General features: G+C 40.2%; 16 protein-coding genes. 4 read left to right on the forward strand and 12 right to left on the reverse strand.

Annotated elements, in window-relative coordinates:
• Positions 1–12 precede the first annotated feature (12 nt).
• Both QZ738_RS17620 and QZ738_RS17625 read right to left on the reverse strand, forming a co-directional pair.
• Positions 13–729 carry a DUF92 domain-containing protein gene (locus QZ738_RS17620; protein ID WP_293789043.1) on the reverse strand — a complete coding sequence of 239 codons (717 nt, stop codon included), beginning with the start codon at positions 727–729 and terminating at the stop codon, positions 13–15.
• Between the two features lie 128 nt (positions 730–857).
• Positions 858–1550 (reverse strand): DUF1826 domain-containing protein, encoded by a 693-nt coding sequence (locus QZ738_RS17625; protein ID WP_293789044.1) that lies wholly within the window; start codon positions 1548–1550, stop codon positions 858–860.
• Positions 1551–1711: 161 nt separating this feature from the next.
• Here QZ738_RS17625 and QZ738_RS17630 point away from each other — a divergent pair, with 161 nt between their 5' ends.
• On the forward strand, positions 1712–2176 hold the full coding sequence (locus tag QZ738_RS17630; protein WP_293789045.1) for a hypothetical protein: 465 nt from the start codon (positions 1712–1714) through the stop codon (positions 2174–2176).
• Between the two features lie 33 nt (positions 2177–2209).
• Here the strand turns inward: QZ738_RS17630 and QZ738_RS17635 are convergent, their stop codons facing one another.
• From QZ738_RS17635 to QZ738_RS17655, 5 genes are all read right to left on the reverse strand, one after another.
• Entirely contained in the window at positions 2210–2896 is a 687-nt protein-coding gene (locus tag QZ738_RS17635; RefSeq protein WP_293789046.1) for a DUF421 domain-containing protein, read from the reverse strand.
• Positions 2897–3097: 201 nt separating this feature from the next.
• Positions 3098–3454: a hypothetical protein gene (locus QZ738_RS17640; RefSeq protein ID WP_293789047.1), complete on the reverse strand. Its 357-nt coding sequence runs from the start codon at positions 3452–3454 to the stop codon at positions 3098–3100.
• A 452-nt stretch (positions 3455–3906) separates the two neighbouring features.
• Positions 3907–4041, reverse strand: coding sequence for a hypothetical protein (locus QZ738_RS17645; RefSeq protein ID WP_293789048.1), 135 nt, complete (start codon positions 4039–4041; stop codon positions 3907–3909).
• 105 nt (positions 4042–4146) lie between these two features.
• Complete coding sequence (locus QZ738_RS17650) at positions 4147–4917, reverse strand: sterol desaturase family protein (RefSeq protein ID WP_293789049.1); 771 nt, start codon at positions 4915–4917, stop codon at positions 4147–4149.
• A gap of 80 nt (positions 4918–4997) precedes the next feature.
• On the reverse strand, positions 4998–5585 hold the full coding sequence (locus tag QZ738_RS17655) for a Crp/Fnr family transcriptional regulator (RefSeq protein ID WP_293789050.1): 588 nt from the start codon (positions 5583–5585) through the stop codon (positions 4998–5000).
• A 572-nt stretch (positions 5586–6157) separates the two neighbouring features.
• Between QZ738_RS17655 and QZ738_RS17660 the strand changes: the two genes are divergently transcribed.
• Complete coding sequence (locus QZ738_RS17660; RefSeq protein WP_293789051.1) at positions 6158–6649, forward strand: 2'-5' RNA ligase family protein; 492 nt, start codon at positions 6158–6160, stop codon at positions 6647–6649.
• 66 nt (positions 6650–6715) lie between these two features.
• On the opposite strand, the gene QZ738_RS17665 is transcribed toward QZ738_RS17660, so the two are convergent.
• A complete protein-coding gene (locus QZ738_RS17665) occupies positions 6716–7387 on the reverse strand; it encodes a response regulator (RefSeq protein WP_293789052.1) in 672 nt (223 codons plus the stop codon).
• Positions 7388–7776: 389 nt separating this feature from the next.
• Between QZ738_RS17665 and QZ738_RS17670 the strand changes: the two genes are divergently transcribed.
• Positions 7777–9540 (forward strand): mechanosensitive ion channel family protein, encoded by a 1764-nt coding sequence (locus QZ738_RS17670; protein WP_293789053.1) that lies wholly within the window; start codon positions 7777–7779, stop codon positions 9538–9540.
• Between the two features lie 223 nt (positions 9541–9763).
• On the opposite strand, the gene QZ738_RS17675 is transcribed toward QZ738_RS17670, so the two are convergent.
• The gene (locus QZ738_RS17675; RefSeq protein ID WP_293789054.1) at positions 9764–10399 is read right to left on the reverse strand and encodes an alpha-ketoglutarate-dependent dioxygenase AlkB; all 636 of its coding nucleotides are present in this window, start codon (positions 10397–10399) and stop codon (positions 9764–9766) included.
• A gap of 180 nt (positions 10400–10579) precedes the next feature.
• On the opposite strand from QZ738_RS17675, the gene QZ738_RS17680 reads away from it, so the two are divergent.
• On the forward strand, positions 10580–11605 hold the full coding sequence (locus QZ738_RS17680; RefSeq protein WP_293789055.1) for a hypothetical protein: 1026 nt from the start codon (positions 10580–10582) through the stop codon (positions 11603–11605).
• 142 nt (positions 11606–11747) lie between these two features.
• On the opposite strand, the gene QZ738_RS17685 is transcribed toward QZ738_RS17680, so the two are convergent.
• The 3 genes from QZ738_RS17685 to QZ738_RS17695 all read right to left on the reverse strand — a co-directional run bounded on the left by QZ738_RS17685 (position 11748) and on the right by QZ738_RS17695 (position 14091).
• Positions 11748–11996 carry a hypothetical protein gene (locus QZ738_RS17685; RefSeq protein ID WP_293789056.1) on the reverse strand — a complete coding sequence of 83 codons (249 nt, stop codon included), beginning with the start codon at positions 11994–11996 and terminating at the stop codon, positions 11748–11750.
• 264 nt (positions 11997–12260) lie between these two features.
• The gene (locus QZ738_RS17690; RefSeq protein WP_293789057.1) at positions 12261–12527 is read right to left on the reverse strand and encodes a SymE family type I addiction module toxin; all 267 of its coding nucleotides are present in this window, start codon (positions 12525–12527) and stop codon (positions 12261–12263) included.
• Between the two features lie 643 nt (positions 12528–13170).
• Positions 13171–14091, reverse strand: coding sequence for an AAA family ATPase (locus tag QZ738_RS17695; protein WP_367268610.1), 921 nt, complete (start codon positions 14089–14091; stop codon positions 13171–13173).
• Positions 14092–14308: the final 217 nt, after the last annotated feature.

Below are 14308 nucleotides of genomic sequence, written 5' to 3' on the forward strand. Positions count from 1 at the left end.
TTCACCATGTTTCTAAATGAAAATAATTTTCATCGCTAAAAACAGCAAGGCTGCTGTTAATGTGTTTAAAAAGTTAACCGTATTATTACCGATGATACCTTTTCGCTCCAGTACGGCGCCCAGTACAGAATCCGTCAGGTTTCCCAACGTCCCGGCAATAATGATAAAGAAAAAATCCTGGTTCCAATCAAATCCCAGCCCATAGATAGCAGCAATGATGCAAGTGCCCACAACGCCGGTCAAGGTACCTTCCAGGCTGATTACACCATCCATGCCGCGGTAGTCAGGCCGGAACGAAACGATATTATAAAAACGCTTTCCATAAATGATTCCCAATTCAGACGACAAAGTGTCTGCGGTAGCAGCGGCAAAGGCTGCGGCCATTGCCGGAATGATAAAATAAGTAAACGAAGGATAAAATAAAATCACCAGAGCCGCTATACCCGCAACGCCGGCATTAGCCAGTACTTGCAGTACAGTCCGCCCGTTCTTAGTTTCCGCAACGGTAGCAAATGCCTGCTTTTTATGCCGCTGCCACGACGTGGCTGCAGAACCTAAAATAAAAAATGTACTCATCATTGCAACGCCGGTGTAACCAGCTGCAGAATAAATCAAACAGGCCAATGTAGCACCTGTGCAGGCAGCCAGAACAGTCAGTTTGTTGGCCGAGATACTATAAGCCATACCAGCCATAACAATAACAGGCAAAAAGATGGCGTTGTTTAACATATGCAAATATATCTGAATGATATGAATAAAAAACATACCTTGGATATTTTGGATGTAGTTGGCCATAAACGGATAGCTGAAAAAAAGCTGTTAGTGGCTAAATCGCCTTAAAAACATAACCCAGCCAATTAACAAATGAGCAATAACCGGTATTCTCCATCATTTTCAAGAGGTGCACGGTGGATACAGGGTAAACATGCCTGCGCAGGATGATCTACCGCCAGTCTCCATAAATGGCCTGATCCTAATTTTACAGGCATTGCCCCTTCCTTGGCCTGATAATGCAGATCAAAGTAATGCTCCGTCAAAAAATTTTCAAATTCTGCTGCTGTACCCTGATGTAGTGCTCTGAGCTTTTGCCTAATCTCAGGCACCAGCACTTTTTGTTCGGCCAGATGGTTAGGTAAGATCTCACTAACCGCCCCATAATAGGTGCATAAAAAAGTATCGGTACCAATAGCCGAACGATCTACATGGAAGGAGTATACATCTGTTGAAATGAAATCAAACTCCTCATCACGCTCATAACTTTTAATTAAATTCAGCGAAGGTAACGCCCCGGCATCCGTTAATTGCTGAAAATCATTCATGATCTGCGTTCTGGCTAAATTTCCCTGTGCTGAAAGTTTGAGCGTCCGGAGATCATCCATAGAAACTTCCGTCAGGTTTGCTTTAAGTTCGAGTTTAGATACAATTTCTTTAAAATCACCTTCAAGTTCTCTTCGCCAGCAGGCTGCGTTTAGGTCGCCCCGAAAAACGGTATCCACCAGGTCAGAAAAAGTAGATACTACAACAATTTGTGCATGGTTTGCAGATTTCATTTAAATGATTCATTTAGCCATTGTTCAGGGCAAAAATAACGAATAGCTCAACGGATATGGAGAAAGCGCAATTATTTATTAAAATAAAAAAGTTGGTTTGTATCTTATTCTTTCTATTGTGATATACAAAGCCAACCTCATTTAGATTATTATATTCGCATATGAAAATTAAACGGCTTCTTTTTTACCCGATGATTCTGTTATCCCTGTTTACAGCCTGCAATAATCCTGAACCTAAAAACTTTGAACTAAAACCGCTACCTCCTGGCGCGCATCAGTTTAAATCAGGCCTAAAGTTCAACCGGATCGACTATTTCTACATCCCGGGCGGCTTTTCTTACCAACAATCAAGCTATGCACGGCTGGAGAAAAAAGTAAGTCAAAAGGTAAAATATTTAAAATTAGAAGATTATGATTTATATTCGGTTTACATTTATCAGGAAACAGCAGTAATCAATGGCCGGTATAAAGGTGGTGTTACCGGTTTAGACGGCCAAAATAAAAACCTGATTGCCTATATACGATACAAGCAAAACGATATGGATACTTTCTACATTATCCGCAATGGAAATGTGGTATATGATCTCCTATTGCAGCAGGAAACGAATTTCGAATTTGATCAGTAGTGCAGGCGTAAATCATTTTACTGGTGAACAAGTCTATTTTATACGCTTATCGCTAATTGCGGCTACCCATTCCTCTTTATTACAACGACTACAAGCCTGTTGCTGTGCTAACTGTAAAACTTCTGCACAGTGTGTGCAGGCATAAAGTCCGGGTTCAGGTATGGCTTTAGCTTTCTTATTGTATAGCTTTGGGTATATGGGCAAGCCCGGTTGCACCGCTTCATCATCAAAGAAAAGAAAACTCACCTGGCCGTTGGTTTCGAGCAAGGCGGTCCTCACCTGCCCAACATGTTCAATGCCCTGTACCCGCATTTCAGCAAAAAATTCATCCTGCGCAAAATTCGCATCCCCCTCCTCATTCATGGTAAACCTGCCATCTTCAACAATATACATGGGGACACCCTCCAATATATTTTCTACTTTCTGGTATTTGGCGGCGAAAAAAGTAATGATCCTGTAAACCAGTAAAATGACCAGGAAAACCAGTACAGATGGAATGATAGCAGATTCGCCATTTAGCATGGGGTCGCCGGCGGCGCTTCCCAGTGCAATAATAATCGCTACCTCAAAAATGCTGAGTTGCCTCACCCCTTTTTTACCAGTTGACCTCAGGAAGATCAGTACCAGGGCAAACATAATAATGGTACGGATGCCAATTTCAACCGCTATGCTAAGGTCAAGATCGTTCAGAAATATATTTTTCCAGTCAAAGGACTCCATAATAATAGGTTAAGTACATTTGAATCTATATTTTTTATTGTCTATTAAAACGGCAGTCAGTAAATAAGTCCAGTAACAGGTAAATCATATTCAAGGTAAGTTCCAGCCCGTTATTGATTTTCTTTCCCGAAGGATAATTAAACGAAATTCCCTCGTACAGTATTGATTAATGGTTGAAATAAAATTTTGAATGAATATTTATTATTGAACTTCCAGCATCAAATCTGTATTTTTCGCTGCAAGATAGTCGAATGTGGCAAAGCAGTTACCCTTACGTGTCCGGACTGTTCCCTTAAAACTGTGCGGATATTTGCTGGCAGATGTCCAGAACAACGCTGCTGATTGTGCGAAAAGTAATAAATCGGTACCGTCCTGAACGATGAACGTAATCTTCTGATCGTGGTTATCCCCTGTTGGAATGCTTTCTAAAAAATGATTTTTATAATAGAGGTTACTTGGTTTTAATTCTCGATTATTGTACTGGATGTAGGATGCGACGGCCATTAAGCTAAAATTATCAATAACTGCATTGTTATTTTTCTTTACAGTTAACATCAAGTGGCCGGAAAGGTTTGTAAATTTTAAAAGCTTAATTTGTTAATCGATTTATTTGATCCATTATCTGATGAAAATTTTTCCATGCTGAAAAACTCCCGGATCAATTTTTGCGTAAATGTTGATGTAGGGGGTGAGAGCCCTACAGCAGGCGAAAGCCTGAGAGCGTTAATTTAGATTGAGGGGTTAATTATGGATATAATTAATCCCCTTTTTTTAGTATCAGAATTAATATCTACCAGATCAATGCCTGAAAATTACCCGAGCAACATTTTACCCAACTAAAGCGCCATTACCGAAGAAATGACGCTTACATAGCAACCTTTTTGATTTACTTTAAACCTTAATCGCCGGGGTTTTGGTTATCTTTAATACGGGTGTCAATATGGCCCCGGATGATGAGCAGTTTGCATTGCTTTTCCTGATGCTTTCCGCCTTGCAGCAACATACCTGAACTACGCAGAGACCATGAATGAATATCCTGATGCACCCGGATCAATCTGTTTATCAAAACCTGAACCCGCTGCCCAACCGGGTAGCCATACCTCATCTGCCCAAGGCATGCAGATGGGTCCTGAATCTGCAGGCATTAATTTTTTTGTCAGGATTCTCCATCTTCAAATGTTGATGAATGCAATCAAAAAAGCCTATTTGATAGTGGAATGCGGATCAGCTCTGCTCAACTTCGAAATTTCTTATCGGGATCCAAAGCGTTTTTCCTGTAGCTGGTCATAGGTTTTCACATATTCAGGGTGTTCGGTTCCCATTACCCGGTCCCAAATCCGAAAATATAATCCGTAATTACCCTTAAAACGGGTATGATGCAGATTATGATGTACAGAGGTATTCAATAAGCCGAATAACCAGCTTTTCCGGAACCACTTAGGGGCTACCTCGTAGCCCAGGTGTCCGTAAACATTTATTGCAAATGCCACCATTGTAAAAAGCACTATGCCGATGCGATGTATCGGGATCGTAAATACAATCACCACCAATACCAGCCCTTCAATAATCCCCTCGGCCAGGTGGAAACTATAAGATGTCCATGGAGATGGATTGGTACTTTTGTGATGTAACAGGTGAGCGAATTTAAACACCTTTTTATGATGCAGAAATACATGCATCCAATAAAAATAAGTGTCGTGTATCACCAGGCTGATCGCCACACTCACCGGGATATACCAAACCGGGTAATCGTTAATGTGGCTATAAACCATGGTGTATTGCCGAATGGGCGTTAGCAGTAACACCATAGCAATACAGGTAAATACGAAGGTGCTTTGCATCGAATGTAATATCTCACGGATAAAATCTTTTCTCGAGGCCAGTTTCTGCTGTATCTTAAACTTACTGAGTTTTTCAGGTAATAATAAATAGAACAGGCAGAACGGAACTCCGGCAATCAGAAAATATCTTGCAGCTGACAGGCTAAAAATTTCGATGGTACGTTCGATGATCTTTTCCATAAAAATAATTTTTCTTGATCACAAAATTAGAAAACAGCAACCGTTATGTTCGTTAACAAAAGATAATAAGTGAAATCCCGCTATTTTTGATGCATTCTCTTACGGATTCTGCTCAATGATACCGGGGTGATGCCCAGCATTGAAGCAAGATATTTATCGGGCACACGGTTTACCAGATCCGATTGCGTGGTCACCAGCGTCCTGTACCGTTCTTCGGGCGACCGGGTAACAAAAGTTTCGATATGGGTTAATGTTTCGCCCAGCATTTTCATCAGAAAAAAGTTTCGCAATGGCTCATAAACCGGATGGCTTTTAAAGATTTCTTCCAGTACATCGTAATCTATTTCCAGAAGCGTGGTGGGTGCTAAAGCATGATAGGTGAAACGGGAAGGCTGGTTAAAAATAATGCTGTCGTGGGATGCGATAAATTGCCCTTCGTTTCTGATAAATAATGTTGCATCATCGCCGTTTGCCTTTACGGTATAGGCACGGATTATGCCGCTTTGAATGTAAGCCACCTTACGACTTACACTGCCCATCGGGATGTAGGTTTGGGTATTGCCCAGGTCAACCATGCTCACTCCCGCAAAAAGTGGCAAAGAATCTTCGGCAGATACGCCGGTAAGTTCAAACAATAATTCCTGTAATTTTTCTATCGCACTCATCATTTCCAATTAACAATCTATAAGGGTAAGCATAGGTACTAAAATAAAAATATTCTGGCATGCATGGCTAATTTTTACCTCAACACATCAGGTTAACAGTAAATAATCATGAGGCCAGCAATCTTTAAAAAAAGAAAGCACCCCTTTACCGAAAAAAGCGGGCATAAAACACGGAGACGACCTGCATATCATATCAACTTGCCGTTAATGAAGTGATAGCAAACCGGCCAGCGTACCGTTATGCCGTTGTAACGGAAGTTGCAAAATCCTTATCTGTAAATTGGCGGTTTGAGCAATCTATTATTATCTTGCTAAAAATTAAGGCTGCTCTAAAACCATTTTGTCAGTATCCGGACCTAACCCATTTGTGGTGCATACCCAATTGGATGATGATTTTTTGTTTTGCCAGTTAAAGCCTGTACACACGGGGCTGGCATTAAAATTCGTTTCTTTTGCTGATCATGCGCTGAAGAAGGGATTTATTTTGCTGCCATTATAACGGCAGCATTGTTGGAATATTTCGGGATAACCGTTGCTAAAAAGATGGCAGCCATTTTAAAAAAAAAAAAGAAGAAATGAACAACCCTTTAATTCTGACACTGAGGATGGATGAAATAAGCCAGTCTTTTTTTAACGGTAAACGCAAGGCACATTTTCCTCCTGAAAAAAATTTTCTGGAGGCGCATTTGATGGTATTTCACCACTTGCCATTCGATGAGGAAACGATATCTTTTCTTAAAGGTTTTAGGTTTCCCGCTTTTATTGCTGAGGTAACCGGGCTGATGAAATTGGGCCGTGGAGTTGCCTACCGCGTGGAATGTGCTGAAATCATACAGTTACACAGGCTGCTAGTTAAACATTTTTTACCCCTGCTCAATGTTCAGGACCGGCAGGGTTACCGGCCACATGTTACCATCCAGAATAAGGTAAGCCCTGAAAGTGCCAGACTCTTGTATGAGGAACTCAACAGCGGATTTGAAGCTTTCAGCATAGGCATCAACGCCATCCAGGTTTTCTCTTATCTCGGTGGCCCATGGCATCACGAATTTGATGTGGATTTAATATAATCCAGGTTTTTACTGGCAGTCATCGGTCTCCCCTGCAACGATCCATCGTAAACACGGTTAACTCGGTCAAACAATGCCCCTTTCTTTGCAATGCCAGGCCAGCAGAAAAGTCGACGAAATATCTAATTTCTCCCGAAGGGCTTTAAGTTTTTTCTCGATATGGCTCAAACTGTTGGAAGACATCTCCTTTTTTTTGAAATAGGCCGCTATCGATTTTTGCTTTAACCCTTCGGTGAGCAGTGTTAAAATAAGTTTTTCTTCCCCGGTCAGTTCAGCTAAAATTTCATCGCCCGGAAAACGGCGAAGATTGGCCGAACAATATTGCTGACCATCGTTAACTGCTTTAATTGCTTTTTTAAAGGCGTTAGCTGCGCCAAACGATTTGTGCACATAAGCATCAATCAGGTAATCTTTAAAAAGCCGGTCAGCAATGTTCTTACGGTCATCTGCAGAAAAAACCATTACTTTGATTGCCGGCTGTATTGCTTTAACGGCCCGGATCAGTTCCCAGCCGGAAGAAATTTCCCTCTTTTCAAAATCTCCTTTAAAAGATAGATCAGCAATAAGCAACTGATAGGGATTGGCTTCGCTGATGGCCTTCTTTATCCGGCTGTAGGCCTGATCGCAGTTCACTACATAATCACGGTTGTCTTGTATAATGCCCAGGTCTTCCAATGCTATTCTCAGTGCAACATTCATAAAATCTTCGTCTTCGGCGATCAGTACTTTTTTAAACATATAACACTACCATAAATTATTCAAGCCTGTTGAGTTTTCCGATCCAAAATTAAGAGGTAGCAACCAACATCTTTTACGGTTTCCCTTTTGGATATTTTAAATCAAAAATTTAATCCTGAAGCAGCTGAATAAAAGGAAAAATTTAGGTCAGGATCAAAAAACAGCTATCTTACAAACGCTTGAAAATCCGGATGATTCTTAAGCTGAAGAATTCGGTTAATTTAATTTCAGACCTGCTAAAAACAGGTGTTTGATAAGCTGGATAAAAAGGCTTTGCGTTTGGCAAACAATCCCCTAAACCAGGTTGTTCCACAATCAGTTGTTTAGGCAAATACTATCCTTAACTTTGGATGAGGCCACTAACTGAAACAAAACATGGACAGATGCTTATGCTTATCAAAAAAATAATCTTAATATGCAATCTTGCATTGTTAACCCATATGCTTTATGCACAGCAAGATACCATTACCAAAGAAAGTTTAGCCATTAACGAGGTGATGCTCATTAAAGATCAACAGCAGAAGCAGATTGATTCTCTAGTCAAAATCCAGCTGGAAAAACAATTGCGCAATGCTGCCGGCAACCAATCGAAAACCAGAGAACTGGAAGAAAAGCTGCGCAAAATTGCCGTGAGCGATTCGTTGCGGGATATCCAGCAGGCTGCAGAAATCCGGAAGTTAAAAGCCCATGCCAAAGCTTACCCGGTTGTACTCAATCACGACACATTATTTAGTATTTACACCAGAACAGGATCTTTCAGTGCTGCCGAAAGGGCATCAGCCATCACCAAAAAAATCAACAGCCTTTATGATGATGCTTTTTATGCGCCCGATTCCTTAACCATCCGGTCATCGACCGATAATTTCGATATTGTTTATAAAAACCATGATATTATCATGACGGTGTCTAATTTAGATGGCCTGTGGTTTGGCAAAACCAACGCGCAACTGGCTAATACCTATTTGCAGAACATCAAACAAAGCATTTCACGCGAAAGGGAATCGCACAGTTTAATCAACTGGGCAAAACGTATCGGCCTGGCGCTGCTTATTCTGATGGTGCTGATTTTGATGGTATGGTTAATCAACCTCATTTTCAAACAGAGCAGAAAGTATATCAGCCTGCGTACGCAAAAAATGAAATCAGGCCTTAAACTCGGAACGGTTAAGGTTATTCCTGTTCAGGATCTGGAAATTATATTATCAAAAATAAATGGTACGGTAAGATTACTCGTTACCATTTTATTAATTTACCTGTCTCTCCCTTTGCTCTTCAGCGTATTCCCTGAAACCGAAAGCTGGACCAGTACCTTGCTCAACTGGATACTGGGTCCGTTGAAGATAGCGTTAAACGGCATTGTAGCCTATCTGCCCAACCTATTTACCATACTGGTTATTTACCTCATATTTAAGTTTGCACTGAAAGCCATTCGTTATTTTTTCAGAGAACTTGGTAAAGGGAACATCCAAATGAGGGGTTTCCATCCGGAGTGGTCTGCACCCACTTTTAACATCCTGCGTTTTATGCTTTATGCCTTTATGCTGGTCATCATTTTTCCTTATTTGCCCGGCTCAGGATCTGCAGCTTTTCAGGGGGTATCTGTTTTTCTGGGTATATTAATTTCACTGGGTTCATCCAGTGCCATCACCAATATCGTAGCCGGCCTGGTCATTACCTATATGAGGCCGTTTCGTACAGGCGACAGGGTTAAAATTGGCGAGGTTACCGGCGATGTGATTGAAAAAACGATGCTGGTTACCCGCATCCGAACTATTAAAAATGAAGATGTAACGGTCCCAAATTCGATGGTACTTTCCAGCAGTACGGTAAACTACTCCATTCAGGCCAGAAACATTGGCCTGATTATACATTACGAGGTTACGCTGGGTTATGATGTACCCTGGCAACAGGCTTATCAAATGTTGATTGAGGCTGCCCTTAAAACCGATTTCATCCTGCCTGATCCCAAACCTTTTGTTTTGCAAACCAAGCTAAACGATTACTATGTTTCCTACCAAATCAATGCCTACACTCATGAAGCCGGGAAACAGGCATCCATTTACAGCAGTTTGCTTGAAAACATACAAAATGAACTCGCTGCTACCGGAATCGAGCTGCTTTCGCCAGCGTACCATGTGGTGCGGAAGGAATAGTACGCTAAGGGTTTAGCTCAATTGCAGCGTTTAATACACGATACAACAAAATTGAACACCCTCTTAATCGTTACGCTAAAGATGGATGAACAAAACAGGTTTTTTTTTCAGCAAACGCAAGGCACATCTACCTCCTGAAAAAAAATTCCGGGGGCAAATGTACTGCGATTTCGCCACGTGCCATTCGAGGATGAAAAGATGTTTTTTGCTGGTGATGGCCATTTTACTTTTCAGCCACCATCACCTTAAATTGTTCCCGCAAGAGATCGGCCACCCTGCCCTGTGGGTTTATCTCCTGCACCTTTGATGGTTTTACCTTGCGGTAGGTAATGGATACCCTGCGCCCGCGGTGCAAAATGGCGCCATTAATCAGGTCTTTTTTCCTCGGTGGTATGCCATGGTGCCATTTTTTACGGGCATCATCCTGCATGATGTACAGCGAACGTTTTGGCAGCTCAATATCCACTACTTCGTGGGTTTTTCCATTGGTAAAACGCATGATACAGCCGCTTGCCAGGTTAATTCCACAGATCTGGTTTTCGTAATAGTTACGGTCTTTATGCGGCCTGATGCCTTCGCCGGGCTGGTATTCATTAATAATTACCTGATCGGGAACATACTCCAGATTGTTTAGGGCATGTATCTTCCGGCCGAGTTCGTTAATGATGGGCGGGATGGGCAGCGGAATGCCAATAAGCGCGTAGGGTGCCTCCAGCTCATTGCGGAAACCGTAATACTGCAGCCGCCTGGCATAATCTACCATCCAGGGCTGGCTGTCTATCTCATCTAATAATTGTTGCTCTTCTGCCTCGCTGATAAAATCAGGGTATAAAAAAAATCCGGGTATCTGTGTTCCCATATTGATAGAACAGTAAAAGCGATGTGGTAGTTTTTATTCATAAGCATAGGGGCCAGAATACCGGTTTAAATGAAAATCAAAACCCCACAAGCTAAGGAAGAAAGCAGCCTAAATTTGGAAGATTCAAGATGGCAATCTTTTAACGCCAAATTACAGAAAACTTTTTTGGATATTTAAACCATGAAAAATTTATCATCAATTATCGCTTTTGGCCTGATCATTTTAGCCAGTGCCTGTAAAAAACCACAGGAAATTATAGAAGAACCCAAAGTTAACCCGCCTAAAAATGTATATGTAGCAGGTTATGAAAACAACAGCTCATCTATCAAAGTTGCCAAACTGTGGAAAAATGGCGTTGCAACAAATCTTAGCGATGGCACCAAGGAGACTACAGCAAATGGAGTAGCTGTTTTGGGAAATGACGTGTATGTTGTGGGAAATGAATACAACCCATCAATGGCTAGTTATACACCTATCATCTGGAAGAATGGAATAGCCACTAAATTATCTGCCAATGGCTCCGCAAATGCTATCGCCATTATAGGCAGCGATGTATATGTAGCTGGCTTTGAAAATGATGCCAGAACCATCAGGGCCACGTTGTGGAAAAATGGCGTAGCCAGCCCGCAAACTCTATGGAATGGTGTTGCGCAGAGCGTTACGGCTAATGGAAACGACATTTACATCTGTGGATATAAAGTGAATTCAAATGGCCTCAGTTCGCCGGTGCTATGGAAAAACGGCAGCTACAGCGATTTGCCAACCGGAGGCAATCCCGGTATCCTCACCGCCATGTCTGTAGCTGTTAACGGTCCCGATGTTTATGTTTTAGGTGGTAGCCTAACCGGTAAATTTTTATGGAAAAACGGTGTACTTTCATCTATTGCAGAAAGCGGTAAATCAACGGATGTATATTCAATGTTTGCTGCAAACAATAACCTGTATATGGTTGGTAGCGAGTATAAATCGTCGGGAACCCGTTATGTTGATTATGCCACGCTATGGATCAACGGAACATCATCAAACTTTGCAAACGATGCCACAGCCAATAGTATTTTTGTTGACGGACAAGATGTTTTTAACGCAGGCTATATCGCCGAAACAGGCCCCTCAAAATCTATTGCAGTTGCATGGAAAAATGGTATACGCACATCCTTAACCGATGGAACAAAAAACGCCCGCACCATTGCTATCTATGTAAAATAAAATTTTCAATGCTACCGGAGCGGTTGTCCGTTCCCTATCCTTTTCCGATGAAAAGCAGTTTTCTTCGCTTATGGCTTTTTTTGCAGGTCAAACTTTACTTTGATGAAATAAATACATATACTGGTATCAAGCAAGTATTTCCTCACAACTCTTCTCTTTTGCTGGTTAAGTTTCTTGCGGCTTTAAGTTCTGCAACCAATTCATCAGCGGTTTGGTCAGATTCCCAAGAGCCATATAACGCATCCAAAGAGATTTCTTTTTCTTTCTTTTCAGTCGTTTTCATTGATTTTGACAGTCGGGCGATAAGTTCTAATTTATTATCAGGACTTAAACTTTTCAGCAAGGTAAAGTAACTGTATATCAGGTTGATACCTATACCTGCTGTTTTCATTTTCTGTCGTAATTTATGATTACAAAAATAATAAAAAAGTGTTTTCGCTTTAGATGACCGTTGTCGTAATCGTTCTACTTATATATTTTTCTATTACTAATTTAATGATTTTATCTTTACGTTTCAGTACTATTTTTTTGTTTAAGTTGCTATTATATATTTTCGTATTGTTGCAAATGGTTGTAACTGTTACATTGTCGGCAAATGGTTTATCGCCCATTTTAAAGCAGCCTACCAACAATGTTGCCGATAGGCTACTGGATTTTATTCTTTGTCAATCTCAATGACCAACTTACCCTGTAAGGTAGTAATAATTACATGTGAATGGCACTCGAAACCGATTTGCTCCAACCATTTTCCTTGTAACATGATTTGTGGAACAATTGATCTGTTCCAGGCATAATCCCTACATTTTGGTTGAATTTTTAACCTTCTCATTCCGTTTGGAAGTTTTGGTTTTCTGGGTTCACAGGCTCCGCACCTACAGGTTTTGTTCGGTTGTAACTCCTGGGTTACTTTTAGCTTCCTCATAGAAGCGCTTTTTTGACTTTTCGTAGATTGCATTTTATAAAAAGTTTAACGCACACCCAGGTCACCGCAATCTACGTCGGATAACCGAAATGATGCTGGACTTCCACCAGTTTGCCTGGGTTTATCGTAATTAAGAAAATTTGTTGAATTGCTCCAACGTAGATTGCATGATAAAGATATGAATTTTATTTTAATTGGTTAAAGATAAATGGCTAAAATTTGCATTTTTTTATGATCAAGTCACCAGGTCGCTGCGAACGTCGCCGGAGACCGGAAATGCACAGTACTTTCAACTGCTCGCCTGGATATTTTTGATATTTTTTAACTGGATTGCTATTTTATTTTAATTAGTCATGAGATAAAAGGCTAATACTTGTAAATTTTTAATGGTCAAAAAACCCAGGTCGCTGCGACACACGTCGGAAACCGAAGATTAGGCCGGACTTACACCGGATCGCCTGAGCTATATTGTTAATAAGAAAATTTGTCTGATTGCAAAGGTGTATCGTATCATAAATATAGAATTTTGTTTTAATTGGTGAGAGATAAATGGCTGATTTTTGCATTTTTTTTATAGTCAAAAAACCCAGGTCGCTGTTAGTGCCACAACTTTTTAAATGTACTGCTTTCATATTCTCTCAAATTATGGAGTAATTTCAACACCAATACTTTTTAATAAAGCATCATATTGTTCATTATCTTTCTCCTTTATCTTATCCAATACAAAGGCAGCCACTTTCTTCATTTCAGGAACATCAATAGGAATCATACTTCGCTCAAAAATTCCTTCAAGATGTGAGTATTCATTATTAATCCGATCTGTCATTGAAGAAGCCTGCCTATCGTTTCCAAAAAATCTATTCAGCTTATCGTCATGTTCAATAGCATTAGGATATTTATAAAATAAGAATGCTTCAAGAAATTTACGAGTGTTGTTTGCAAAATTATAGTATACTATATGCTGATCGTCATCATCGGTATCTGCGTTTGCACAAATGTATATTTGGTGAAAGAGATAATTGAATTCCGTTACATAATCCTTCAGATATTTGGGCATCATTTTAATTCTGCTTTTTTCGCCTTCTCTTATTGTGATAAAATATCTACTTTGATTTTTATTTAAAGCTCCCGGTAAGCGTTTAAGATATTTCAGAAAATCTAAATTGTGAGTAGAAATAAACAATTGCTCGAATTCCTGACTAGCAACAATTTCAGAATTTATCAAACTATATATGAAGAAGATATGATTTCCATCCAAACTTGAAATAGGATCGTCAATCCAAATAATTGGTTTTTTACCTTTAGTTTCTATATCCTCGAGCTTAGCCATAAAATAACAGAATGCAATTAAGCTACATTCTCCTTCACTAAGATGATGTGCTTTGCTTCCACTTCTAACAATTTCAAATCTGATTTTCTTACCATTTGTAATTGTATCTTGATCTTCAACTGCTTTTAAAGTCAAGAAATCATGACCAAAATAATTGTTGAGATATTCATTTACTTTTAAGGCACCTTTTTCCTCATCATTCATTAGTCGTTGTTTGCTTTCAATAAGTGCAATTTGGGGGCTGACTAAAAAGGTACAATGCTAATCTAGTCAGCTTTTTTTTCTATGGCTATAGAATACCTCACCGAACTTATTTTGTTGGCTAACTTTTGATCGACCTTACATGAAATTGGGATTAAAAGGCCTTATATAGCCATTTTCTCTTGTTTGATCTGAAGTTTTCTCAGGTTATGGGCCATCGCAACCAGGCTAAACTCTGTTTGCACTTTTT

This window comes from uncultured Pedobacter sp. (genome assembly GCF_913776295.1).
Taxonomy (GTDB): Bacteria; Bacteroidota; Bacteroidia; order Sphingobacteriales; family Sphingobacteriaceae; genus Pedobacter.